Raw genomic sequence first — 22345 nt, 5'->3', positions numbered from 1 at the left:
AAATCATAACAATGAGTATAACAATGCGAAAAATTAATGCTCCCGGTTTTTGCCTGCGCGCTTATGAATCCAGAGATGCAGACATGTTTGCTGCCGTTGTGCGTGAATCAGTGCCAACAGTGGGGCGCTGGATGAGCTGGTGCCATGCAGAATTCAATACTGCTGATGCACAAGCCTGGTTTGAGGTATGCGACAAGGCCAGAGAAGAAGGTAGCGCCTATGAGTTCGGTATCTTCTCTGAAGATGGTCATGAATTACTTGGTGGAGCTGGTTTGAATCTGATCAGCAAAATGCATAATTATTGTAATCTTGGTTATTGGGTGCGACCGTCCCGCCAGGGGCAGGGGCTTGCCAGCAAGGCAGCTGGCGTGCTGGCAGGGATAGGCTTCAATGAATTGGGTTTGAGCCGCATTGAGGTTGTTGCTGCTGAAGGTAATCACGGCAGCATCAAGGTCGCCAGCAAGCTCGGCGCCCAGCTTGAATGCATGGCCCGTAATCGCCTGCTGGTTGGCGGCGTGCCGGTAAGAGCAGCGGTGCACTCGCTGTTGCCGCAGGATTTGCGCATAGCAATGGCGTATGTCATTGAAAAATAAGTTGTTTTCGCAGTAAGTGGTTGGGTGTGGCAAGCAATGTTGGCTTGCTGATATTGCGCTATCAACAGATGCATGATGATGGGATTACATGACAGAGCATGATGTCGGCGTGGATACGGCCAAAGGCATAGGCATCATCCTGATCGTCTTTGGTCACAACTGGATCATCGCCCATGATCACGGCGAAATATTCCGCATTGTGTTTTCTTTTCATGTGCCGCTGTTTTTCTTTTTGTCTGGTGTGTTCCTGCGTCCGCAGCAAGATTTTGCCGGGCTCTTGCGGTCCAGGGCTGATGCCTTGCTGAAACCCTTCTTTGTTGTACTGCTGGCCTGGGGACTGGCGCGCTTCCTCGTCTCCCATATTGATTTGCGCAGTTATTTGCTGGGCATGTTGTATGGGACGGGCAACACGATAGAGTGGGTGCCGCTGTGGTTCTTGCCACATCTTTTCCTGGGCATGCTGCTGGCCTGGGCTATGCTGCGCATTGGTATGCGCAGTGCACGGGCCGAGCGGATTACTGTTATCAATATGGTGTTGCTGCTGGCAGCGGGTATCAGTGTCATTCATCTATTCGCCAGCATGGATGCAAGTCAGTTTAACGGGCTGAACCAATTGCTTGGTAACAGGCAGGGCAATTTTCCCGGACTGCCCTGGAGCCTGGACTTGATCGGCGTCAGTAGCGCCTTCATCTTGCTGGGACAGGTTTTGCGTCAGCAGGTTGTGCAGTTCAAACCGAAAGGATATCTGTCTGCCCTGGCGCTTGCCGGATTCGTCGCACTGCATTACCTGTTTGATGAAGCCATAGACCTCAACATGCGTCTGTATGGTAGCTGGTGGATATCGACCTTGCAGGCATTGCTGGGTATTTACCTGGTGCTGGCAATATCTGTTTATTTACAACGGTACTCCGGGGTGGGCAAAGTACTTGCTTACTTTGGCAGCAGCAGCCTGTTCATCATGATTTTTCATTCGTGGATAGAGGTCAAGGCTTTCACCATGGCTGCCAAATGGATCAGTAACGATTACCTCAATGCCATACTGGCATTGCTGGCGGGCCTGCTGCTGCCTTTGCTGCTACTCGAAATGACGAAGAGGCTGAAATTTCTGGCCATGTTGCTGTTGCCAGTACAGCGGCAGGCAAGAAAAGGCTAGGGGGAATGCGGATCATCGTCTGCCATCTGTAGTATCTTGCATCAACGCCAAGTTTTAACCCCCATCTGGCCCAGTACCACATGCATTGGCCTTTAGTCTCTCAAATAAAAGTAGATGCATTTTTGATATGCTTCATCTTGTCTTGAGCTTGTCATTTACACAGCGCATCTTATGCCTGCTACTTTACTCCCTCTCAAAATGAACTATATTGGCTGAGTAGCATTGCTCTACAGACATCAAAATCAGATATATCAGCGCGGCAATTTTGATTCAAGTCTTCTATAAGATATAATATGGAAGTATTCTGAAAGCTTGATATCACATAATGATGTTTTGCTTAATTCACCCTTGCCTCACAGCGAGCCGAGCACATGGCCGATTCCGACAAAAAACAGACTCAGCAAGTACGCGAGTTTTTCATCCAGGGTATCACCAGCGATGGAAAGCAATTCCGCCCCAGCGATTGGGCAGAGCGCCTGTGCGGAGCCATGTCCTGTTTCAGTCCTGATGGTGGCCGCCATTCACATCTGCAATATTCACCCTATGTGCGCCCGATATTATTGAATGGCGTACGTTCCGTCGTGGTCAATGAGGCGATCCGCGAGATAGAACCTTTGGCCTATCATTTCGTCGTCAGCTTTGCCAAAGATAATGATTTGCAAATTATCGATGCCTGTCTGCTGCCAGATGAGCCCAAAGCAGCTAAATAGGCAGCTTTGATTGAAGTGTTAATCCAAGCCGCGTCAATTGCCTTTGTCTGCTGATCCCTGGTCCTGAAAAGCCTGTATCACCTGCTGTCTTAGCCAGCGGTTGGCCGGATCATTTTCCACATTCTGGTGCCAATATAAATACACGTCCCAGGACGGCATGGTCACCGGCAAGGGCAAGATCTGGTTATCAAATTGCTGATTGGCGATGCGGGCATAGGCTTCCGGCATGGTCAGCAATAAATCTGTCTGGCTGACCACGCGGCAGGCGGCAAAATAATGCTGGCAGCGCAGACGTATTTTTCTCTGCAAGCCCAGACGGCTCAATTCAAAATCTTCCAGACCCATACCCTTGCGGCGTGAACTGGCCAGTATGTGCTCGGCTTGCAGGTAGTCGTCAAAACTCAGCTTGCCGCGTATGACAGGGTGATTGCGTCTGGCCAGCACGACCGTGGTGTCCTGTTCTATCTTTTGTCGCCGTATCTCGTTCGGCAAGGGTAAAAGCATATCGATCGCCAGGTCCAGGCTGCCAGCCGCCAGTTCGCTGACCAGTTCCCGTCTTTCTACCTGTATGGCTGCCAGGTTGATCAGTGGCGCCTGGCGCGTGATGCTTTCCATTAATGGTGGCAGGACTGTTGATTCCAGCACATCGCGCAGGGCCAGGTTGAATTGCTTGCTGGCCTGTGCCGGGTCGAATTGTTCGTTCTCGGTCAGTGTCACTTCCAGGCCGCGCAGAGCCAGCCGGACAGGTTCTATGATGTTGCGCGCCAGAGGCGTCGATACCATGGCCTGGCCCTGGCGTACAAACAGCGGGTCATTGAACAACTGACGCAGGCGGTTCAGTGCATGGCTGATGGCTGGCTGGGTCAGGTTCAATTGCTGGCTGGCACGGGTCACGCTGCCTTCTGTGTAGATGGCGACAAAGACGGTGAACAGGTTAAGGTCTATACGAGATAAATGCATGAAATTAATAGATTAAGATAATAACTATTCATTTGATCAATTATAGGCTGGCAATTACACTTTGTTCATCAATTTCTCGCATTTGAGGTAGTCATGGCAGCTTTATATCTGGTCAGGCACGGGCAGGCGTCGTTCGGTAGCCAGAATTATGACCAGTTATCCGACCTTGGTCTGCAACAGGCGCAGCATCTGGGGCGCTGGTGGGCGGAGCGCGACATGCAGGTATCGCGCGTGGTTACCGGCAGTTTGCTACGCCATCAGCAAACTGCTGAGGCCTGCCTGGCAAGCATGTTGCAACAAAGTGCAGACGTGCTCGACAAGTCCGCCTGGCAGGTTGATGCCGGTTTCAATGAGTACAACCACCATGAAGTCCTGGCCAGACATGTGCCTGAATTTGATGACCCTGCTGCCGTCAAGCATTTCCTCATGCACACACCGAATGGCAAACAGGCCTTCCAGGAGATTTTTGCCCAGGCCGTACTGCGCTGGATATCGGGCCAGCATGATCATGACTATTCCGAAACCTGGCTGGCATTTCGCAGCCGCTGTGTTGCCGCACTGGAGCAGCAACTGCTGATCAAGGATGAGGCAAAGAACATCGTTATTTTCACGTCTGGCGGCACTATTTCTGCACTGTGCCAGCATGTGCTCGGTTTTCCTGATCTGCGTTTTGGTGAACTGAACTGGTCGCTGGTCAACAGCGCCGTGACGCGTTTCCATTTGCAGGCAAACAGCGAAGGCAGCAAGTATCGCCCGGCCCTGGCTTACCTGAATAATTTTTCGCATCTTGAAGTATTGAACAATCCCAAAGCAATTACCTACGTATAAACAAGATAAAACCCCGAGGAAGACATGACAGCAATGTTTGATTTGACAGGCAAGGTCGCCCTGGTCACTGGCGCTAGCCGTGGCATAGGTGAGGCAGTAGCCAAAACCCTGGCCGCCCATGGTGCTTATGTCATCGTGAGCAGCCGCAAGGCAGAAGCCTGCGAAGCTGTGGTCGCAGCGATTACTACCGCCGGTGGCAAGGCAGAAGCACGTGCCTGCCACATCGGTGAAATGGCCCAGATCGATGCACTGTTTGCCGACATCGTTGCAGCACATGGCAGGCTCGATATCCTGGTCAACAATGCCGCGACCAATCCGCACTTTGGCCATATTACCGAGACCGATGTCAGCGCATTCCAGAAGACTGTTGACGTCAACATACGTGGCTACTTTTTCATGTCGTCTGCCGGTGCAAGGCTGATGGCAAAAACCGGTGGCGGCAGCATCATTAATGTGGCCTCGGTCAATGGTGTGGTGCCGGGCGCCATGCAGGGCATCTATTCGATTACCAAGGCAGCCGTCATCGCCATGACCAAATCCTTTGCACAAGAATGCGCGCCCATGGGCGTGCGTGTAAATGCCTTGCTGCCAGGCGCGACTGATACCAAGTTTGCATCAGCCCTGTTCCACAACCCGGTGATACTGGAAAAAGCGCTGACCCGCATCCCCATGAAACGTATTGCCGAACCCGATGAGATGGCCGGTACCGTCCTGTACCTGGCGTCGAATGCCTCGAGCTACACCACGGGTGCTGCCATCAATGTAGATGGCGGTTACCTGGTCAGTTAAGGCAATGAATAAGGCAGAGCCATGAAAACTGCTCATGTGGCAAGTAATCCGGATTATGCGATACAGCTGAAGAGAGCGGTGCTGGCCATGCCCATGGCGAGATGGCTGGGCATAGAGTTTGTGAAGATCGTGCCAGGAGAGGTAGATCTGGACATTGCTTACCGCGAAGAACTCAGTTTCGTCCCCGGAAAAATGCAGGCCACGGCCATCTTTGCAGCGGCTGATTTTGTTGGTGTCTCTGCTGCGGGCACCTTGTTACCAGTGGGCTGGATCAATGCCAGTATCGATTGCAATTTGAAGATAGTCGCACCTGCCGATGGTGAAAAACTGCGGGCACGCGGGAGGGTCGTTTCACACAGCAAGTTGCTGACAGTCAGTGCAGCAGAAGTATTTTCTGTACGTAGTGGCGAAGAAATTTTATGCGCAACAGCATTGCTGACGGCGCGCAATATTGAGCTGCAAAGAAAGTAAACCGGACATAGTCATGTCCATCTGAACCAACAAGGAAAAAGGACGCATCATGGATTTTCAATACAGCCCCAAGGTCAAGGATTTGCAGGCACGCCTGATCGCTTTCATGGACGAGCATGTTTATCCGAACGAAAAAGTATTTTTTAGTGAAATCGCTGCCAACCGCAAGGCAGGCGATGCCTGGGTGCCGACCAAAATCGTTGAGCAGCTGAAGGCCAAGGCGCGCGATGCTGGTTTGTGGAATCTGTTTCTGCCTGAATCTGGTCACGGTGCGGGTCTGACCAATCTTGAATATGCACCCTTGTGCGAAATCATGGGCCGTGCTGTCTGGGCGCCGGAAGTATTCAATTGCTCGGCTCCCGATACCGGCAATATGGAAGTATTTGCTCGCTATGGTACACCAGAGCATCAGGAACAATGGCTGAAACCCTTGCTGCGTGGTGAAATCCGCTCCTGCTTTGCCATGACAGAACCAGCCGTGGCTTCATCAGACGCGACCAATATCGAATCGTCGATAGTGCGCGATGGTGACGAGTATGTCATCAATGGCCGCAAGTGGTGGTCATCCGGCGCAAATGACCCGCGCTGCAAGGTCTTCATCTTCATGGGCAAGAGTGACCCGGACAATGCTGATCGCCACAAGCAGCAATCGATGATCATCGTGCCACGAGACACGCCGGGCGTGACCATACTGCGCGCCTTGCCGGTATTCGGTTATGACGATGCGCCGCATGGTCATGGCGAAGTGCTGTTCGAGAATGTGCGTGTGCCTGCCTCCAACATGCTGCTTGGCGAAGGCCGTGGTTTTGAGATTGCCCAGGGCCGCCTTGGCCCTGGCCGCATCCATCACTGCATGCGTCTGATCGGTCTGGCAGAACGCGCGCTGGAAGACATGTGCAAGCGTTCACTGAGCCGCGTGGCTTTTGGCAAACGGGTGGCAGAGCAGGGTGTGACGCTGGAGCGCATCGCCAATGCCCGCATCCTCATCGATCAGGCCCGTTTTCTGGTGCTGAATGCGGCGCAGATGATGGATACGGTCGGCAATAAAGCCGCCGCCAAAGAAATCGCCATGATCAAGGTAGCTGCGCCGAACATGGCTTGCCAGGTCATCGACTGGGCCATACAGGCGCACGGCGGTGGAGGTGTGTCGGATGATTTCAACCTCGCCTATTCCTATGCACAGGCGCGCACCCTGCGCATTGCGGACGGCCCGGATGAAGTGCACAGGGCGCAGATAGGCAAGATGGAATTGAAAAAGCATATGGAGAAAAAATAAATTATTGATTGCTTCATGAGTTTGATTGATCGGTAGTGCAGGCCGGGCTCTTTCCTCTTTTGAGGACGGGGCTTTTCCTGCTTTAAGCCCCCCTGTTGGTTGACATTTTCAAATTATTCTTAAAAATAGAGAGACAAAAATGCGCGACATACAACCCTGGATCAAATCTTATCCCGCAGGCGTACATTGGGATGCCGACCTGCCTACGAGCAGTGTGCCGCAATTGCTGCATGATGCCGTTACCAAATGGCCAGATTTACCCGCCCTGGAGTTCATGGGCAAAAAGACCAGCTACGCCGAGCTGCAAAAACTCGTGAACCAGGCGACCAAAGGCTTACAGCAGTTGGGCGTCAAGCCTGGCGTGCATGTCGGCTTGTATTTACCAAATACGCCGCATTACGTCATCAGTTTCTTTGCGATTTTGCAGGCGGGCGGCACAGTGGTGAATTACTCCCCGCTGGATGCCGAGAAAGTACTCGAGCATAAAATTGCCGACAGCCATACCGATATACTGGTAACGCTGGACATGGTCATGCTGTATCCGCAGATGGCCAAGATGCTCACGCATACCCGACTGCAAAAACTCATCATAGGCAATATTGCCGAGATGTCGCCTTATCCTGACGCAGTCAAAACGAATCTGGAAAAGGCCGGGCAACTGAGCAGTATCCCGACGGATGCTCAGCATCTGCTGTTTGCAAAACTGCTGGACAATGACGGCGCTTATACCCCCATCCCAGACATAGACCCCAGAGAAACCATCGCCGCCCTGCAATACACAGGTGGTACTACCGGCCTGCCCAAGGGCGCCATGCTGACCCATGGCAACCTGACTGCCGCCTGCAGCCAGATCATGGAAACCACCCACATAGAACCGCGTGTACTGGAAGAGGGCAAGGAAAAACTGCTGGCGGTACTGCCGCTGTTCCATATCTATGCCCTGACGGTAGACATGCTGTTTGGCATACGTCTGGGGGCAGAGATCGTGCTGCATACCCGTTTTGATGTTGATGCTGTCGTCAAGGATCTGGCGAACAAGAAAATAACCGTATTTCCCGGTGTGCCGACCATGTACACGGCCATCATCAATCATCCGCAAATACGCGAGTTTGATCTGAGTGCACTGAAGTTCTGCAACTCTGGCGGTGCACCGCTGCCAACTGAAGTCTTGCAGCAATTCCAGACCCTCACTGGCTGTACCCTGCTGGAAGGCTGGGGTATGACCGAAACCTCACCTACAGGCACCTTTACGCCGCTGGGCGGTGTGCGCAAAGCTGGTTCCTGCGGTTTGCCAACGCCAGGCATACGCTTCAAGTTCGCCAGCATTGATGACCCGCGTCAGGAGGTGCCACTGGGAGAGCGCGGTGAAATCTGCGTGGCCGGGCCGAATATCATGAAAGGCTACTGGAACAAGCCTGATGCCAACCGCGATGCTTTTACACACGATGGTTATTTCCGTACCGGTGACGTCGGTTATATGGATGCCGATGGTTTCATCTACATCGTTGACCGCACCAAGGACATGATCTTGTCTGGCGGTTATAACGTCTACCCGCGCAATATAGAAGAAGCGATTTATGAACATCCGGCCGTGGCAGAGGTCAGCGTTATCGGCATCCCGGATCAATACCGCGGTCAGGCCGCCAAAGCGTTCATCAAACTAAAGGCAGGGCAGGCAGCATTTAGCTTTGATGAGTTGAAGGGCTTCCTCAAACAACGCCTGGGCAAGCATGAAATGCCTCAGGAGATGGACATCCGTGCCGAACTGCCAAAGACACCGGTAGGTAAATTATCGAAGAAAGAACTGTATGAGGAAGAAGCACGTAAGCGTGCTGCAAGCTGAGGATGTGAAGATGGGGTGAGTTTTAATTGTTAAGCGCTTTCGCGGCTTCCGGTGTGGAACCGGAAGCCGTTTTTTTATCTGTGCTTATCAGTATCGCGGTTACTTCTTTGCAAAACCATCTCTGGTTTTTAATTGCAATGCCAGTAGTTCTTCCTTGCTGTTTTCCACAATGATGGTCCTGGTATCGACCTGGACAAATTGCTGGCTGCTGACTTGCTGTTCTGGCACTGCTTTTCTGGGGCGTACCGGTTGGGGGTGGTGAAGAAAGAACATGAATGCCTCCTGATATCGTCACATTCAAGTAGGGATGTAAAACCCTTTTACAAGCGCTGTTGATCAATAAAAACCTTCAAATCAAATCAGTCAGGGCGCTACGCAAGTCAGCATATTCAAACGCAAAGCCTTCAGCCTGTAAGCGTTTTGGTACGACCCGCTGGCCTTCCAGCAGCAGGTCTGCCTGCTCACCCAGCATCAGGCGCATGGGCCCGCCAGGGGTAGGGAAGAAGGCAGGCCTGTGCAGGAGTTTTGCTGCGACCACGCTGAACTGTTTTTGCGACAAGGTTTCTGGCGCTGTGAAGTTATAGGCGTTCTGTGCTGATAACTGTCCCTCATGCTGCCAGATATGGGCAATGCCACGCAGGATATCATGCACATGTATCCATGACAGCCACTGACTGCCACGACCCAGCGCTCCACCCAGCCCCAGTTTGATCGGCAGCAGCATCATGCCCAATGCCCCTTGCTGGCCCAGTACCAGGCCAAAGCGCATGGTGGCGACCTTGACGCCTTCGCTGCTCGCGCTGTTACTGGCTTCTTCCCATTCGCGGCACAGGTCAGACATGAAGATGGCCTGTGGTGGCGCGGATTCTGTCAATGCGGTATTGTTGCCCGCTGCCTGCACACCGTAATAGCCGATGGCGGACGCCGATATCAGCAGCCTTGGTTTATGCTCAGCCTGTCTGATCCAGTTGACCAGGTTCTGTGTCAGGCCCGTGCGGCTACGGCGCAATTCTGCCTTGCGTTTTTCTGTCCAGCGCCAGCCCAGTATGCGTGCACCGGCCAGGTTGATGATGACATCAATGCGCTGTCTGACAGGTAGTTCATCCATGCTGCTGATGGCCCTGACCTTGCCATCAAATTTCCAGGCGGCCTGTCTGGGGTTGCGGCTGAGTACGGTGACCTGCTGGCCGTTGGCCAGCAAGGCTCTGACCAGCAACTGGCCGATGAAGCCGGTAGCGCCGGTAACCAATACCTGTTCTGAGCGATCACTGAAATGTATGGGAGATACAGCCTGGTCTTTTGCCTCGAGTTTTTTCAGGCGCAGTGCCGCCAGTCCATCACGTATGCCTGACAGGCCAACGCCGATACCGCACGCAGCAAGGAATACACTGAGCCAGCCCTGTGGCTGCCATAACATCTGTGTGGGCTCTGCCAGCCAGCCCGGTGTATTGAGCGCCAGCAAGGTAATGAAGGCGCCGCCGTTGATCGCCAGCACGGTGTGCGTGACTCGCTCTGTTGCAGGTAGTAGTCGGGTCTGGTCTTCAATAACGAAATCCCACAAGGTCAATACGATTTCCACGCCAAATACCAGCAGCAGGACGATGGCCCAGGCGCCGTGCCAGGCCCAGGCAGACAGGCCGACAAAAAGCAGGCTGTAGATCAGCGCGCGCGTGCAGTGTATGCCCAGTTCGGTACGGGCAGTGGCGCGCTGCGGCAGGGCTTCAGTCAGTTCATGGTGGTAGAGGGTGTCAAAGGCGCCCAGCAGGCCTTGTGCTGCCATCAGTTGCAGCGCGATCAGATGGGTATTCATGTTGCAGTCTCTGGATGAATTTCCCTGAAGACTCCGACCTGTTTAAAGGTCAGGCCAAACAGGGCGTGTTTGATTTCTATGCGTATATTGAATTGTTCAGGGTTGTCATTGCGGTGACAAAGAAAGGTTTTGCCCGGTGTGAAAATACCGGGTATGGGAATGCGCCAACCCAGTACGTCCCAGAAATAACCGTCGCTGGTGAAATAGAGATTACCTTCATGCACATGTAAGACCAGTTTCATGCCCAGACCCATGCCTACATATTCGAGCACTTCGCCTTTTTCACTCTCTTGCATGTAAGAAGTGAACTGTATCGGTTTTCTGTTATGCAAACGATAGATGCGTTGCTTGAAGATGGAGGGACAATCCGGTTTGGAATACACCATGATATCGACAGGGAAGTTATGGTCAGTGTAAGGGATCAGTGCACCGGCTATCATGGGTTTGGTGATATGGCCCAGCAGTTTTCCTATGCGCGAACAACTGAGTTCGCTGAGCTCACCGGTGTAATACAGGGGTTTGCCAGGCTCCGGGTTTTTGGCAAAACGGGCCTGTATGTCCGGGTGCAGCTTTTGCCATTCCCTGCCCAGTATTTTTCTGAAGAGCTCGCCTTCAGAGACGATCATGTTGTCGCCAGCGCTCATATTTTTCCCTTGATTGTTGTCGCGTCGATTCTCCATAGACAGAGCAAGGGCGGGACCAGGCTCAGCAAGGCTGCGCAATCTATCCACACATTGATACGCATGTTTGCCTGCATCGATATCCACATATCCTGCGGCGCCCAGGTCAGTATGCCAGCCAGCAGCCACAGCCAGGCTGCGCGGCTGCGGTGTTTGTCACCAAAATAGCTCAAGGCTGCCATCCATATGCCTACCGTTTGCACGGTGGGGCCAAACAGGCTTAGCCACCAGGCCTGTATTTGGCGGGCAGCTACTGGTGCGGTTTGTGGCCAGAAATGCTGTTCTATCTGCTGAAGATAGCTAATGCCCAAGTCCGTATGGACAATCCACGGCAGCGCGAGTCCGACGGCGACATGCGCCAGGGCAGCGGTATACAGCCAGCGTATCAGCCAGGGGCGCAGTTGTTCTTGTGACATATATTTCCTTTGTTTCTTTAATTTCTGTCGTTACAGAAATTAAAGATCAAATGCCAGGCTGTGTCAAGCGCTTTTGCGCAATATCTTTTCAAGCCTGGCTTGACGTACAATCCACGCTGCCGCATCCTGCGCAAAGAAAGCCACTTCATCTTTACTGCCATCCCATACCCATACACAACAAGACATGAAAGTCCTGCTCGTCGAAGACGACACCATGATAGGTGAGAACATACAGATCGCCCTGGAAAGTGAAGCCAATCTGGTTGACTGGATCAGCAATGGCGAAGCGGCTGAGGCTGCTCTGCAATTCCATAGCTATGATGTCTTGCTGCTGGATCTTAGCCTGCCGCAACGTGATGGCATGGACATCCTGAAAGCCTTGCGCAAGCGCGGCGACCAGTTGCCGGTGCTGGTGATGACGGCGCGCGACGCCGTGCCAGACCGGGTACGCGGCCTGCATGCCGGTGCGGACGATTACCTGGTCAAACCGTTTGATCTTGATGAACTGATCGCCCGCATGCATGCCCTGGTGCGCCGTGCGCATGGCCGCACCGATACCTCCTACGTCTGCGGTGAAATTGTCGTCAACACCACTACCAGGCAGGTATTCAATGGTGACGAGCAGGTCATCCTGTCTTCACGTGAATGGACCATACTTGATGCCCTGGTTGCACGCCCCGGCGCCATACTCTCGCGCAGCCGGCTCGAAGACCAGCTGTTCGGAGCGACTTCAGAGATAGAAAGCAATGCAGTGGAAGTCTACATCCACGGTCTGCGCAAAAAACTGGGACAGAAGTTCATCGTCAATGTGCGTGGTGTTGGTTACATGGTAGAGAAGACCGCATGAAGTCCTTGCGCCTGCAAATGATGCTGCTGGTCGGTATAGCGATTGTGGCGGCAGCTACCCTGCAATTCGCCAGTTCCCTGCATGCAGCCATCGGTGAAGCGAACAAGCTGTTTGACTACCACATGCAGCAAATGGCCCTGGCCTTGCAGGACGGCGACTTTGAGCAGGTCGACTGGCATAACCTGCCAGGTACAGAGCTTGATGATTTCGATTTTGTCGTGCAGGTCTGGTCAGAAGACGGCGCCAGGGTTTATCAGTCGCGCCAGCACCGCAGCCTGCCAAAGCAGGCCGCGCTGGGTTATTCCACGGTGACGCTGGAAAACGGTGATTGGCGCGTATATGCCGCAGAAGAAAACAAACGGGTAATCCAGGTAGCACAAAAAATCAATGCCCGCCGTGACCGGGCCATATCATTTGCACTCAGTACCTTGTGGCCGGTGATTCCGGTATCGCTACTGCTGTTTTTTGCTGTCTGGTGGGGTATCAATTCTGTACTGGCTCCTTTGAACCGTATAGGTAGTGAACTGGCCAACCGCAATGCCAATTCCACTGATCCGGTCTCTGCTGCAGGTGTGCCCAGGGAGGTGTCGCCGCTGGTGACGGAATTGAATTCCCTGCTCAATCGCATGGGTCTGGCGATACAGGCACAACAGCGCTTCGTTGCCGATGCCGCCCATGAACTGCGCTCGCCAATTACAGCTTTGCGACTGCAGGTGCAAAATCTGGGCAGGGCCAGGGATGAGCTGAGTCACGACCAGGCCATCAGCCGCCTGCTCGGTGGGGTAGACCGCGCTTCGCGCCTGGTCGAACAATTGCTGGCCCTGGCCAGGCAAGATCCGGCATCGCAGGCCAGCCTGAGCCTCACCCCGGTATCATTGAATGCCTGTATAGAACAAGCCATCAGCGATGTCACACCGTATGCGCTCTCCAGAAAAATCAGCATACACACAGAGATGGATCAGGTCGCAGAAGTGACGGGGGACGCAGAAAGCCTGCGTATCATGATACGTAACCTGATCGACAATGCAGTGCGTTATATGCCGAATGAAGGCCAGGTGCAGATCAGTCTGAAACGTCAGCCTGGTGCGACCCGGTTAAGTATAGAGGACAGTGGTGACGGCATACCGCTGACTGAACGTGAGCGTATTTTTGACCGTTTTTACCGGGTAGCTGGAAGCAACAAGGGTGGTAGCGGCCTGGGTCTGGCCATTGCCAAGGCCATTGCTGACCGCCATCATGCCAGTATCCGTCTTGGCGATGCCGCACTTGGTGGCCTTGAGGTAAGTCTGGAATTCCCTGCGCTTTCAGGAAATTCGGTTTGATTGCCAAATAAACAGGCAAATAAACACGATCAGGCCCTTATTCTTAAGTCGCCTTAAGATTCACCTAAGTTTCATCTGGCAATATCCCAGCACTAGTGGACTGTAACAGTGAAAAGCGAAGTGCCTGCCATGCGCGCGACGACCAGGGCGGCGTTGCAAATACGCGCGGTAGCCCGCTATCGCTGTGCTTATTTGTCAATACCTTGCCTTGCCTTGATTTACCGGGCGCATGTCCTTCACTTCCGCTTTCACCGTTACAGTCCACTAGAAAAGTTAGGACTTACGCAAAATTGTCCCGGCAACGCAGTCGGGGGCAGTTTTGCGAAAGTCCTGAAAATCTGGGCAGATGCCCGGCATCCAGTCTTGATTGCGACCTGAGTTGCGTAAGCTTTCGCTCCAGGTTTGAAATGACCATGTAAAACTTCGAGGAAAAACCATGTCTACAATGAATACCATCAAAACCACTGCCAGCCTGGTCGCTATCGCAGTCCTGGCCACTGCCTGCTCTACGCCTGTACCAAAGGCCGAGGTCAAGCAACAGGAAAATGTCGTCGCTAAAAAACAGGATGACGACAAGAACAAAGGTCAGGGCGTGACACAATTGGACGTGACCAAGAAAGGTTTCGATGAGTCTGCCGCCAAGAACAGTGTCTACTTCGACTTTGACCAATACGTCGTCAAAACTGAATACGCCAGTGTCGTTGATGGCAATGCCAAGAATCTTACCGCCAACAAGGGTAAAAAAATCCTGATCCAGGGTAATACCGACGAACGTGGTGGCCGTGAATACAATCTGGCGCTGGGTCAGAAGCGTGCTGAAGCCGTGCGCAAATCCATGGCGTTGCTCGGCGTACCAGAAGCACAGATGGAAGCAGTATCCCTGGGCAAGGAAAAACCAAGAGCAACAGGCAGTGATGAAGCTGCATGGGCGCAAAACCGTCGTGCAGACATCCTGTATTCTGCCAAATAAGTACTGCCTTGCTAAACCAGACTGGCTGCAATTGACGTAAGATAGCTTCTTGTCCAGATATGTGGCAGTCTGGTTTTTCTCGTGACAAAAAAATAGAAGTACCCCGATGTTGATACGTAAGCTTGTTCTGGTTCTGGCGTTTTACAGTGGCAGCCTGGCTGCCATGCAATTGAATTCTCAAAATGCCATCGTTGTCGATGACAGTAGCGGCAAGGTCTTGCTGGAAAAAAATGCAGCAAATGTCGTTCCTATTGCGTCACTGACCAAGCTGATGACGGCCATGGTGGTGCTCGACAGCAAAGCCAGTATGGATGAAAAAATCTCCATCGAAGAAGGCGACAAGGACCAGATCAAACATAGTACTTCGCACGTGCCGGTTGGCAGCACCCTGACACGCAGGGAAGCCTTGCAACTGGCGCTGATGTCGTCCGATAACCGCACTGCTGCTGCACTGGCGCGTACCTATCCTGGTGGTAACCAGGCTTTTCTTGCCGCAGTCAAGGCCAAGTTGCAGGCACTGGGCATGCAGAACACTTCCATCAAGGAGGCAACCGGCCTGTCGCCGGAAAACACGTCGACCGCCACTGACCTGGTCAAACTGGCCCAGGCTGCGTCACGCTATCCCGCCATTACCGATATCACGACAGACAGTGAAGACAGCGTAGAGCTGAAAAATGGTCGCACCCGCGAATTTCATAATACCAATCGCCTGGTCGGCAGAAAAGGCTGGGACATACTTCTGTCCAAGACCGGTTTCACCAATGAAGCGGGGCGCTGCCTGATCATGCGTGTCAAACTCGCCGGCAAGAAGGCTACCATGGTCCTGCTTAATGCCGGGGCAGGTTCTGCACGCTGGATGGATGCCTTGAATATAGGGAAATTACTGGGTTACAAAGAAGAAGCAAGGCCCAGGATTGCAGCGCGACACAGGCGGCGTCGTCATTGATTGTTGACCACGATGTGCTTCATCGTCGGGCAATATTCACACGATGCTAACATGTTGATTTCTTCCCGATATTGACAGGTCATGCCATGCCCCGTTTGCTCGAAATTCGTACTTACCGCCTCAAACCCGGTACTGCCGGGGATTTTCATCATGCTGTCCATACAATGGCTGTCCCCATGCTCAGGGACAGGAACATGGACGTGGTTGCCTACGGTCATTCTGACCATGAAGAAGCGGCTTATTACCTGATACGCTCCTATGCCAGCCGCGCAGCACTTGAGCAGGAACAAGATGCCTTTTACAGCTCCAGTGAATGGAAAAACGGCCCCAGGGCAGAATTGGTGGACCGCATTGTCAGCTACGTCAATACCCTGGTCTGGCTGTCGGAAGAGGGGATAGACAGCATGCGCGAATTGAACAAGGTTTGACTCTTGCTGAATGAATGAGCATGCCGGGATTTATCCAGCCTCAATATTACAGCCCGCCAGCATGATCGAAAGACTGTCTTGAGAGTCTGATCTTCTCGAAATTTGTTTTTGCCCAGTGGACCAGGGCATTCATGGGGGCCATGACAGAGGTGCCCATTTCGGTCAATTCATATTCAACACTGGGTGGTTTGGTCGGGAATACTTTGCGGCTCAACAAACCATCGCGTTCCAGGTCACGCAAAGATTGTGTCAGCATGCGTTTGGAAATATCGGGAATCTGTTTGTGCAATTGGGCAAAGCGCAGCGGCCCGGACTGCAAAGTCAGCAGGATCAGCGGCGTCCATTTGGTGCTGATATGGTCGAGCACATTCCGAACCGGGCACAGTTCGGGGTCAAAGTCAGACGCCAGACCTTCGCGCCTGACCTGGTTCACTTCAGGTAACCTTGTCACGAAAAACTGCCTCCTTACAATATATAGACTTAGTCTCTATTATAGACCTTATCGGTAACTACACTGAAAAAGGAGAGACTATCCCATGAAAAACAGTTTTCGCCATGCTTCAAGACCTGGTCGGCTCAGTGCCCTTGGTGTGCTGGCACTGAGCATGTTGAGCATCGCTGTCACTATGCAAAGCAGTTACGCACAAGAGCCCGTGCTTGCTGTCGACCGGCCAGAAGCCTTGTTTAGCAGCAGCGATCCAGTACTGCATGCCAACAAGCAGGTGGTATACCACATCGTCAAAGATTTGCTTGAAGCCGGGCATTGGGAGCTGGCAGACAAGTATCTGTCGCAACGTTATATACAGCATAACCCGAATGCGGCTTCCGGCAGGGATGGCGTAGTCAGGTATTTTGTCGAGGTAAGAAAGGTCAAGGCCAAACCCATACCGGAAAAAATGGCAACCCCCATTGCGGCCGTTATTGCCGAAGGTGACCTGGTGACAGTCATGTACCCCTTGCCAGTGAAGGACAAGGCGACCGGACAGCTTTTGTATACCACGACCTGGTTCGACACCTGGCGGATTGTTGATGGCAAGGCCGACGAGCATTGGGATTCCGCTCTTAAAAACTGAGCTGGAAATTGACTGAAGAAACAGATTAAAGAAATTGATGAAACAAGGGGATGAATCATGATTGCAGTGACAGGTGCAAACGGACAACTGGGTAGCCTGGTCATACAGGCTTTGATGAATACGGTACCGGCCGGAGAGATTGTGGCCATCGTCAGGGATACAGCCAAGGCGGAAAAACTGCGGGCCAGCGGCGTACAGGTCCGCCAGGGTGATTACGGGCAGGCAGACAGCCTGGGCAGTGCGCTTGAGGGCATTGATAAGCTGCTGCTGATTTCATCAAGCGAGGTAGGCCAAAGGCTGGAGCAGCATCGCAATGTCATCGAGGCAGCCAAGAAAGCCGGCGTCGCCTTGCTTGCCTATACCAGCATTTTGCATGCAGACACTTCACCACTGCTGCTGGCCAAAGAACATGTGGAGACCGAACGCCTGATACGTGACAGCGGCATACCATTTACGTTCTTGCGCAATGGCTGGTATATCGAGAATTATTTTCCTGCGATCAGTACGGCGCTGGAAACCGGCAAAGTGCTTGGCGCCGCAGGCGATGCAAAATTTTCGGCAGCTTCGAGGGCTGACTTTGCCGCTGCCGCCGCCGCAGTGCTGACTACTAAAGAACAAGAAGGACAGATCCATGAACTGGGCGGCGACCAGGCATTCACCCTGAGCGAACTGGCAGCAAGCGTGTCAGAACTGTCGGGTAAATCAGTCAGCTATGTCAATTTTTCAGAGCCTGATTATAAGAACATGCTGATATCTTTCGGTGTGCCGCCAGGTTTTGCACATATGCTGGCGCAGTCAGACAGTGGCGCTGCACAAGGTGGTCTGTACGAACCTGGCAGGCAATTGAGCAGACTGATACAGCGGCCCACGACAGCACTGCAAACTGTACTGAAAGCGTATCTGTCATCCCAGACTTGACAATCATCAGACACGGGTGTGTTGAAACGGCTTGTGAAGCTCAGACCCTGGTTATGGTATTGCTGCGCTTGATCTTGTTCTGCAACTGGATCAAGCCATAAATCAGGGCTTCGGCAGTGGGTGGGCAACCTGGTACATAGATGTCGACCGGTACGACACGGTCGCAGCCTCGCACTACGGAATAAGAATAATGATAATAACCGCCGCCGTTGGCGCAGGAGCCCATGGATATCACATAACGCGGCTCAGCCATCTGGTCATATACCTTGCGCAGGGCGGGGGCCATTTTGTTGGTCAGGGTGCCGGCAACGATCATCAGGTCGGCCTGACGCGGGCTGGCACGCGGGATGAAGCCGAAGCGGTCCATGTCATAACGGGCACTGGCCGCCTGCATCATCTCCACCGCACAGCAGGCAAGACCAAAAGACAGGTACCACAGGCTGTTGCTCTGTACCTTGTTCATCATATCGTTGACGGTAGTCAGAATGTATGAATCCTGCATGAAACCTGTTTGCTCTTCCATGAATGCGACTCCTCTTTGAGATGGAGCGATTATGGATTCAGGCAAGAACCTGGTCTTGAACCGAAACGACATCCATATCGTCGTTCGGAATAAACAGTTTCTTTATTTCCGTCCCGGCAAAGCAAAAAGCCCATAAAGCAGGGTCTCGTTCACTGATGCCGTGCATGAGTTTTGCTGGCGTATGCCCGCAAAACCGCAGAAAATCCCGTGTCATATGCGCCTGGTCTGCATAGCCAAAAATGAGGGCGCACTCTGCCCAGCTGGTGGTGGGCAGTTGACCCAGCATCAGATGCAGCAGCGATTTACCCAGGCGGATTTGTTGCTTGTAGCTGCGCAGGCTCTGGCCATAAGTGGCCAGGAAACGTCTTTCAAACTGACGCGTACCCACACCCAGGCGAGTGGCCAATTCTCCTGAAGATTCGTTTAACCAGTGAGGTGGCAGGACAAGCGGGGCCTGGTAACGCTTTTCTGACAGGCGCAGGCGTACCAGCATGTCTTGCAGGGCATGGACTTTGCCGTTGATATCTTTGGCTGCATGCAGTTTATCGCTTAGTTCATTGCAAACCGAAAGTGGCAAGATATCATTGAAATCAATAATCAGGTTAGTGAATTCTTCTATAGGAAAGCCAAGCAGGCTGCTGAGTTTGCCGGGCAAAATGGCCGTTGAGACAAAGCAGGAGCCAGGTTCTGCCTTGCCCCTGTAATGTTTACGGCTGGCGCCAAGAACCGTCATGCGTGGCAGGTTCTGCCCGTCGTGCATCTCGACGCTTCCACTGAGAATAAAGATCAACATGGGGAGCGGACTGGCAGGCACGGTATACCAGCAGGAGGGCACCTCCTTTGCCAGAAAATGCATGCATATGTCAGCCAGCAATGGCTGAGGTGCGAAGCTGAGGTGACTGGCCAGGTTGACTTCAGGGGGATTGGGGATCATCATCTCCAGGCCCGCATATTGGGCATTCATTGGACATTTGTCAGACATTTATTGAGTACTTGCCGGGTACATGGATATGACAACAATAACAGGGCAATGACGTTATAAAATGACACTTACTTTATGCACGCAAAATTGTATATGAAAATTCCTGCTCTTGTTTTTACCCTGACTTTTTTGACGGCAAGCTGTGCCCACGCCATGGATGTGGAAGCTGCGTATGCAGCAATCCCGCATCAGCGCACGGTATTCGACGCAGGCAAGTCTGCACTCACCACCACCCAGGCCGCCAGCCTGAAACAGTTGCTGACCTGGTCTGACAAGGCCATGGTCTTGCGCGTAGAAAGCTGGCAAGCATACAAGGCCGGTAACCTGGTTGAACTCAAGCGTTTGCTGTCAGGTTATAAGGCAGTGATCGATGCTGGTAACACCATGAGCACCTTGCCAGAACTTAAACCAGTACAGGGTCTGATATTGCAGGCCATACAGGGACAGCAAGCCTACTTGGAAAAGAAGCTGCTTGAAAAACAGGGTTCATCAAAGGCAGATAATGCTTTCACACCAGAAGTACAGCAGGCCAGCCAGAAATTACAACAGGCTTATGGCTTGCTGATGCAGCGCTACCCAAATGAGACCAGGCAAAACAAGCAGGCCTTTTATGATTACCTGTGCGCCCTGGATTTTCTGTAAGACCTGGCTCACCGGCCTGCGCTCTATTCATTCAAATTTTTCCTGCGCATCAAGGTTTGCGCCAGACGTTTGCCGATAACGAGGCTTGGTAATTCTGTCGTTCGATGTAAAAGAAAAGCAAGGGCACTGACTAACGCGAAACTCAGCAGGGCGGCAAAGTTGAAGCTCATTCCTGTTTGTAGCAACAGTTTTATGAGGACATAGCCAGTCAGGCCGTGGATGGCATACAAAGGAAAGCTGATATCGGCCAACCAGTCTATTGCACGGTTTGGATGGAATTTGTGCTGGAGCAGATAAGCCAGCGTAAATATCAGCAAGCCCCATCCGTAAATTTTGGGCACTACAGGGAATTGTCCATTGATGGGACTATATTTCCAGGTCAATGCAAACAGAAACAATTGTGTGAGTACACACACTGCAAGCCTGACAGTTGAGAGCCTTCCCCGGCTGGCATGATAAAAGAAGATACCAATCAGCATGAACTGTATATATACGGACGCTGTCGCCAAAGCTTGCAAGATGATGAGCAGGGCGGCTGGACTTGAACCGGGCGTCAGCCTATCCAGTAGGCAATTGAAGAGCAGGAAGAATGCAGAGAGCGCAAACAGGGCAAGAATCTTTCCCTCGCGTATGAATGCACTCAATAGGGCAATCACGATATAAAACTTTAATTCGATTGCCAGCGTCCAGTTCACCAGATCGGTGGTGGGAATGCCAAGCAGGTCATGACATAGGAAGGCATTGGCGACGACGGTTTTGACATCCCAATTGGGCCTGTTTCCCCAATATAGACCGGATAGCCAGACCGCACCAAGGCTGACCAGCATGCCAGTCCAGTAAGTAGGGAAGATTCTGAACACCCTGGCCAGCATGAAAGAGCTGCGAGAGTTTTTTTCCAAAGAAAAGGGGATGACAAAACCACTGATCAAAAAGAAAATGGAGACTCCCAGAGGACCAAGACCAAATTCCGGATTGATGGATACCAGTTGATATGCCATTGGATTGGGGCCGGTCTGGACCGGTGAGGCGGTGTATGCTGCGACCAGTTCACGCATGCCCCAGTAGACGCCTAGCCAATGGGACAGCAACACGAGCAATGCAGCGCATCCACGAAGTTGATTGGCGTAAAGGTAACGCTTGGAAGCTTGACTCATGCAGGTGTATCGACAATGCGTATTGAAAAATAATCGGCAATGGTATCACTATCCCCTGACCCACGGATGAAGCAGCCTCTCTGGTAGATCCAGGGCGTCCTGAGAATCGTGCGTTGCGCAGTGCCGTATTGATCTGTCGATAAAAGTGGTTGATAATGCAATGATATTGATGCGTCGCGCCTGTTTTTGTAAACAGGGTAAATGAACTTCGTCTCCACTTCAATTCATGGAATCAGATCAATGAATCCTCAGGTCGATGCTTATCTGGGCAAGATTAAAAACTGGCAGGAAGAATCAGCGAAATTAAGAGAAATACTGCTGGATTGCCAACTGACGGAAGAACTGAAATGGGGTGTTCCCTGCTACACCTTCCAGGATGGTAACGTGGTCTTGATCCATGGATTTAAAGAATACTGTGCGCTGCTGTTTTTCAAAGGCGTTTTGCTCAAGGATGCCAAGGGCATACTCGTTACGCAAACCGAGAATGTCCAGTCGGCACGCCAGATACGCTTTACCAGTACCGATGAAATCGTCAAGATGAAAGCCACTTTGAAGTCTTATGTCAAAGAAGCGATAGCGATAGAGAAATCTGGTGCGCAAGTGCCGTTCAAAACTACAGAGGAATTCGCGGTTGCTGAAGAATTCCAGAGCAAGCTCGATGAACTCCCTGCCCTGAAGGCTGCCTTTGACGCCTTGACCCCTGGGCGACAAAGGGCTTATCTTCTGCACTTTGCTGCGCCAAAACAGGCCAAGACCCGCATCGCCAGGGTCGAGAAGTGCATGCAGGGTATACTCGATGGTAAAGGCTTGAACGATCAGTAGATCTGACAGGTCGGCAAGATGACCAGATTTACCCGCATCTGTTTTCATTCCCGGCCCGTAACGGCCATTGCAGTGGGCTGTAACAGTGGAATCGAGAGTGAAGACATGCACCCGGCGTATCAGGGCAAGGCAAGGTTTTGACAACTAAGCAAAGCGATAGCAGGGTTGTCGCGCGTATTTGCAACGCAG

General features: G+C 52.4%; 26 protein-coding genes. 17 read left to right on the top strand and 9 right to left on the bottom strand.

Annotation, left to right across the window (positions count from 1 at the left end; translation table 11 throughout):
* The first annotated feature begins 23 nt into the window (after positions 1–23).
* The 3 genes from LZ463_RS17545 (at position 24) to LZ463_RS17535 (ending at position 2456) form a co-directional block, all read left to right on the top strand.
* Positions 24–593: a GNAT family N-acetyltransferase gene (locus tag LZ463_RS17545; protein ID WP_241457111.1), complete on the top strand. Its 570-nt coding sequence runs from the start codon at positions 24–26 to the stop codon at positions 591–593.
* An 88-nt stretch (positions 594–681) separates the two neighbouring features.
* Positions 682–1746, top strand: coding sequence for an acyltransferase family protein (locus LZ463_RS17540; RefSeq protein WP_241457110.1), 1065 nt, complete (start codon positions 682–684; stop codon positions 1744–1746).
* A gap of 371 nt (positions 1747–2117) precedes the next feature.
* Entirely contained in the window at positions 2118–2456 is a 339-nt protein-coding gene (locus LZ463_RS17535; RefSeq protein WP_241457109.1) for a DUF3579 domain-containing protein, read from the top strand.
* A gap of 33 nt (positions 2457–2489) precedes the next feature.
* Here the strand turns inward: LZ463_RS17535 and LZ463_RS17530 are convergent, their stop codons facing one another.
* The gene (locus LZ463_RS17530) at positions 2490–3416 is read right to left on the bottom strand and encodes a LysR family transcriptional regulator (RefSeq protein WP_241457108.1); all 927 of its coding nucleotides are present in this window, start codon (positions 3414–3416) and stop codon (positions 2490–2492) included.
* A 93-nt stretch (positions 3417–3509) separates the two neighbouring features.
* On the opposite strand from LZ463_RS17530, the gene LZ463_RS17525 reads away from it, so the two are divergent.
* From LZ463_RS17525 to LZ463_RS17505, 5 genes are all read left to right on the top strand, one after another.
* Positions 3510–4244 (top strand): histidine phosphatase family protein, encoded by a 735-nt coding sequence (locus tag LZ463_RS17525; RefSeq protein ID WP_241457107.1) that lies wholly within the window; start codon positions 3510–3512, stop codon positions 4242–4244.
* A gap of 24 nt (positions 4245–4268) precedes the next feature.
* A complete protein-coding gene (locus LZ463_RS17520) occupies positions 4269–5033 on the top strand; it encodes an SDR family oxidoreductase (RefSeq protein ID WP_241457106.1) in 765 nt (254 codons plus the stop codon).
* Positions 5034–5054: 21 nt separating this feature from the next.
* The gene (locus tag LZ463_RS17515) at positions 5055–5504 is read left to right on the top strand and encodes a PaaI family thioesterase (RefSeq protein ID WP_241457105.1); all 450 of its coding nucleotides are present in this window, start codon (positions 5055–5057) and stop codon (positions 5502–5504) included.
* Positions 5505–5553: 49 nt separating this feature from the next.
* On the top strand, positions 5554–6780 hold the full coding sequence (locus LZ463_RS17510) for an acyl-CoA dehydrogenase (protein WP_241457104.1): 1227 nt from the start codon (positions 5554–5556) through the stop codon (positions 6778–6780).
* A 139-nt stretch (positions 6781–6919) separates the two neighbouring features.
* Positions 6920–8623, top strand: a complete 1704-nt coding sequence (locus LZ463_RS17505; RefSeq protein WP_241457103.1) for a long-chain-fatty-acid--CoA ligase — start codon at positions 6920–6922, stop codon at positions 8621–8623.
* Between the two features lie 99 nt (positions 8624–8722).
* On the opposite strand, the gene LZ463_RS17500 is transcribed toward LZ463_RS17505, so the two are convergent.
* The 4 genes from LZ463_RS17500 to LZ463_RS17485 form a co-directional block, all read right to left on the bottom strand.
* Complete coding sequence (locus tag LZ463_RS17500; protein ID WP_241457102.1) at positions 8723–8896, bottom strand: hypothetical protein; 174 nt, start codon at positions 8894–8896, stop codon at positions 8723–8725.
* Between the two features lie 76 nt (positions 8897–8972).
* Entirely contained in the window at positions 8973–10433 is a 1461-nt protein-coding gene (locus LZ463_RS17495; protein ID WP_241457101.1) for a TIGR01777 family oxidoreductase, read from the bottom strand.
* Positions 10430–11077, bottom strand: coding sequence for a DUF4166 domain-containing protein (locus tag LZ463_RS17490; protein ID WP_241457100.1), 648 nt, complete (start codon positions 11075–11077; stop codon positions 10430–10432). The genes LZ463_RS17495 and LZ463_RS17490 overlap by 4 nt, the downstream gene beginning before the upstream one ends.
* Positions 11074–11529 carry a cell division protein gene (locus LZ463_RS17485; protein WP_241457099.1) on the bottom strand — a complete coding sequence of 152 codons (456 nt, stop codon included), beginning with the start codon at positions 11527–11529 and terminating at the stop codon, positions 11074–11076. The genes LZ463_RS17490 and LZ463_RS17485 overlap by 4 nt, the downstream gene beginning before the upstream one ends.
* A gap of 184 nt (positions 11530–11713) precedes the next feature.
* On the opposite strand from LZ463_RS17485, the gene LZ463_RS17480 reads away from it, so the two are divergent.
* The 5 genes from LZ463_RS17480 (at position 11714) to LZ463_RS17460 (ending at position 16042) form a co-directional block, all read left to right on the top strand.
* Positions 11714–12376 (top strand): response regulator, encoded by a 663-nt coding sequence (locus tag LZ463_RS17480; RefSeq protein ID WP_241457098.1) that lies wholly within the window; start codon positions 11714–11716, stop codon positions 12374–12376.
* Positions 12373–13698 (top strand): ATP-binding protein, encoded by a 1326-nt coding sequence (locus tag LZ463_RS17475; RefSeq protein WP_241457097.1) that lies wholly within the window; start codon positions 12373–12375, stop codon positions 13696–13698. Before LZ463_RS17480 ends, LZ463_RS17475 begins: the two co-directional genes overlap by 4 nt.
* Before the next feature lie 445 nt (positions 13699–14143).
* On the top strand, positions 14144–14668 hold the full coding sequence (gene pal / locus LZ463_RS17470; RefSeq protein ID WP_241457321.1) for a peptidoglycan-associated lipoprotein Pal: 525 nt from the start codon (positions 14144–14146) through the stop codon (positions 14666–14668).
* A gap of 106 nt (positions 14669–14774) precedes the next feature.
* The gene (locus tag LZ463_RS17465; protein WP_241457096.1) at positions 14775–15614 is read left to right on the top strand and encodes a serine hydrolase; all 840 of its coding nucleotides are present in this window, start codon (positions 14775–14777) and stop codon (positions 15612–15614) included.
* Between the two features lie 86 nt (positions 15615–15700).
* A complete protein-coding gene (locus tag LZ463_RS17460) occupies positions 15701–16042 on the top strand; it encodes an NIPSNAP family protein (RefSeq protein ID WP_241457095.1) in 342 nt (113 codons plus the stop codon).
* 46 nt (positions 16043–16088) lie between these two features.
* Here LZ463_RS17460 and LZ463_RS17455 read toward each other — a convergent pair whose 3' ends face one another.
* Positions 16089–16493, bottom strand: coding sequence for a winged helix-turn-helix transcriptional regulator (locus LZ463_RS17455; RefSeq protein WP_241457094.1), 405 nt, complete (start codon positions 16491–16493; stop codon positions 16089–16091).
* An 85-nt stretch (positions 16494–16578) separates the two neighbouring features.
* Between LZ463_RS17455 and LZ463_RS17450 the strand changes: the two genes are divergently transcribed.
* Together LZ463_RS17450 and LZ463_RS17445 are read left to right on the top strand one after the other, a co-directional pair.
* Positions 16579–17115, top strand: a complete 537-nt coding sequence (locus LZ463_RS17450) for a nuclear transport factor 2 family protein (RefSeq protein ID WP_241457093.1) — start codon at positions 16579–16581, stop codon at positions 17113–17115.
* A gap of 57 nt (positions 17116–17172) precedes the next feature.
* Positions 17173–18033 carry an SDR family oxidoreductase gene (locus LZ463_RS17445; RefSeq protein WP_241457092.1) on the top strand — a complete coding sequence of 287 codons (861 nt, stop codon included), beginning with the start codon at positions 17173–17175 and terminating at the stop codon, positions 18031–18033.
* Positions 18034–18073: 40 nt separating this feature from the next.
* Here LZ463_RS17445 and LZ463_RS17440 read toward each other — a convergent pair whose 3' ends face one another.
* Both LZ463_RS17440 and LZ463_RS17435 read right to left on the bottom strand, forming a co-directional pair.
* Positions 18074–18535 carry a NuoB/complex I 20 kDa subunit family protein gene (locus LZ463_RS17440; protein ID WP_489686131.1) on the bottom strand — a complete coding sequence of 154 codons (462 nt, stop codon included), beginning with the start codon at positions 18533–18535 and terminating at the stop codon, positions 18074–18076.
* 58 nt (positions 18536–18593) lie between these two features.
* Positions 18594–19520 carry an AraC family transcriptional regulator gene (locus LZ463_RS17435; RefSeq protein ID WP_241457090.1) on the bottom strand — a complete coding sequence of 309 codons (927 nt, stop codon included), beginning with the start codon at positions 19518–19520 and terminating at the stop codon, positions 18594–18596.
* Positions 19521–19631: 111 nt separating this feature from the next.
* Here LZ463_RS17435 and LZ463_RS17430 point away from each other — a divergent pair, with 111 nt between their 5' ends.
* Complete coding sequence (locus LZ463_RS17430; RefSeq protein WP_241457089.1) at positions 19632–20180, top strand: hypothetical protein; 549 nt, start codon at positions 19632–19634, stop codon at positions 20178–20180.
* Between the two features lie 23 nt (positions 20181–20203).
* Here LZ463_RS17430 and LZ463_RS17425 read toward each other — a convergent pair whose 3' ends face one another.
* A complete protein-coding gene (locus LZ463_RS17425; RefSeq protein WP_277624090.1) occupies positions 20204–21334 on the bottom strand; it encodes an acyltransferase family protein in 1131 nt (376 codons plus the stop codon).
* 240 nt (positions 21335–21574) lie between these two features.
* On the opposite strand from LZ463_RS17425, the gene LZ463_RS17420 reads away from it, so the two are divergent.
* Positions 21575–22156, top strand: a complete 582-nt coding sequence (locus LZ463_RS17420; protein WP_241457087.1) for a YdeI/OmpD-associated family protein — start codon at positions 21575–21577, stop codon at positions 22154–22156.
* Positions 22157–22345 lie beyond the last annotated feature (189 nt).

Origin of the sequence: Undibacterium paludis, from assembly GCF_022568815.1 — a bacterium.
GTDB lineage: Bacteria > Pseudomonadota > Gammaproteobacteria > Burkholderiales > Burkholderiaceae_D > Undibacterium.
This window is presented reverse-complemented; position numbering and strand designations above follow the sequence as displayed.

Excerpts from the sequence above, each read along its gene's own strand:
- LZ463_RS17465 (WP_241457096.1), top strand. The coding sequence starts at position 14,775 with ATGTTGATACGTAAGCTTGTTCTGGTTCTGGCGTTTTACAGTGGCAGC.
- LZ463_RS17485 (WP_241457099.1), bottom strand. The coding sequence starts at position 11,529 with ATGTCACAAGAACAACTGCGCCCCTGGCTGATACGCTGGCTGTATACC.
- LZ463_RS17530 (WP_241457108.1), bottom strand. The coding sequence starts at position 3,416 with ATGCATTTATCTCGTATAGACCTTAACCTGTTCACCGTCTTTGTCGCC.
- LZ463_RS17420 (WP_241457087.1), top strand. The coding sequence starts at position 21,575 with ATGAATCCTCAGGTCGATGCTTATCTGGGCAAGATTAAAAACTGGCAG.
- LZ463_RS17480 (WP_241457098.1), top strand. The coding sequence starts at position 11,714 with ATGAAAGTCCTGCTCGTCGAAGACGACACCATGATAGGTGAGAACATA.
- LZ463_RS17460 (WP_241457095.1), top strand. The coding sequence starts at position 15,701 with ATGCCCCGTTTGCTCGAAATTCGTACTTACCGCCTCAAACCCGGTACT.
- LZ463_RS17475 (WP_241457097.1), top strand. The coding sequence starts at position 12,373 with ATGAAGTCCTTGCGCCTGCAAATGATGCTGCTGGTCGGTATAGCGATT.
- LZ463_RS17495 (WP_241457101.1), bottom strand. The coding sequence starts at position 10,433 with ATGAATACCCATCTGATCGCGCTGCAACTGATGGCAGCACAAGGCCTG.
- LZ463_RS17505 (WP_241457103.1), top strand. The coding sequence starts at position 6,920 with ATGCGCGACATACAACCCTGGATCAAATCTTATCCCGCAGGCGTACAT.
- LZ463_RS17440 (WP_489686131.1), bottom strand. The coding sequence starts at position 18,535 with ATGCAGGATTCATACATTCTGACTACCGTCAACGATATGATGAACAAG.
- LZ463_RS17445 (WP_241457092.1), top strand. The coding sequence starts at position 17,173 with ATGATTGCAGTGACAGGTGCAAACGGACAACTGGGTAGCCTGGTCATA.
- pal (WP_241457321.1), top strand. The coding sequence starts at position 14,144 with ATGAATACCATCAAAACCACTGCCAGCCTGGTCGCTATCGCAGTCCTG.
- LZ463_RS17535 (WP_241457109.1), top strand. The coding sequence starts at position 2,118 with ATGGCCGATTCCGACAAAAAACAGACTCAGCAAGTACGCGAGTTTTTC.
- LZ463_RS17545 (WP_241457111.1), top strand. The coding sequence starts at position 24 with ATGCGAAAAATTAATGCTCCCGGTTTTTGCCTGCGCGCTTATGAATCC.
- LZ463_RS17540 (WP_241457110.1), top strand. The coding sequence starts at position 682 with ATGACAGAGCATGATGTCGGCGTGGATACGGCCAAAGGCATAGGCATC.
- LZ463_RS17520 (WP_241457106.1), top strand. The coding sequence starts at position 4,269 with ATGACAGCAATGTTTGATTTGACAGGCAAGGTCGCCCTGGTCACTGGC.
- LZ463_RS17425 (WP_277624090.1), bottom strand. The coding sequence starts at position 21,334 with ATGAGTCAAGCTTCCAAGCGTTACCTTTACGCCAATCAACTTCGTGGA.
- LZ463_RS17450 (WP_241457093.1), top strand. The coding sequence starts at position 16,579 with ATGAAAAACAGTTTTCGCCATGCTTCAAGACCTGGTCGGCTCAGTGCC.
- LZ463_RS17430 (WP_241457089.1), top strand. The coding sequence starts at position 19,632 with ATGAAAATTCCTGCTCTTGTTTTTACCCTGACTTTTTTGACGGCAAGC.
- LZ463_RS17490 (WP_241457100.1), bottom strand. The coding sequence starts at position 11,077 with ATGAGCGCTGGCGACAACATGATCGTCTCTGAAGGCGAGCTCTTCAGA.
- LZ463_RS17435 (WP_241457090.1), bottom strand. The coding sequence starts at position 19,520 with ATGAATGCCCAATATGCGGGCCTGGAGATGATGATCCCCAATCCCCCT.
- LZ463_RS17510 (WP_241457104.1), top strand. The coding sequence starts at position 5,554 with ATGGATTTTCAATACAGCCCCAAGGTCAAGGATTTGCAGGCACGCCTG.
- LZ463_RS17500 (WP_241457102.1), bottom strand. The coding sequence starts at position 8,896 with ATGTTCTTTCTTCACCACCCCCAACCGGTACGCCCCAGAAAAGCAGTG.
- LZ463_RS17515 (WP_241457105.1), top strand. The coding sequence starts at position 5,055 with ATGAAAACTGCTCATGTGGCAAGTAATCCGGATTATGCGATACAGCTG.
- LZ463_RS17525 (WP_241457107.1), top strand. The coding sequence starts at position 3,510 with ATGGCAGCTTTATATCTGGTCAGGCACGGGCAGGCGTCGTTCGGTAGC.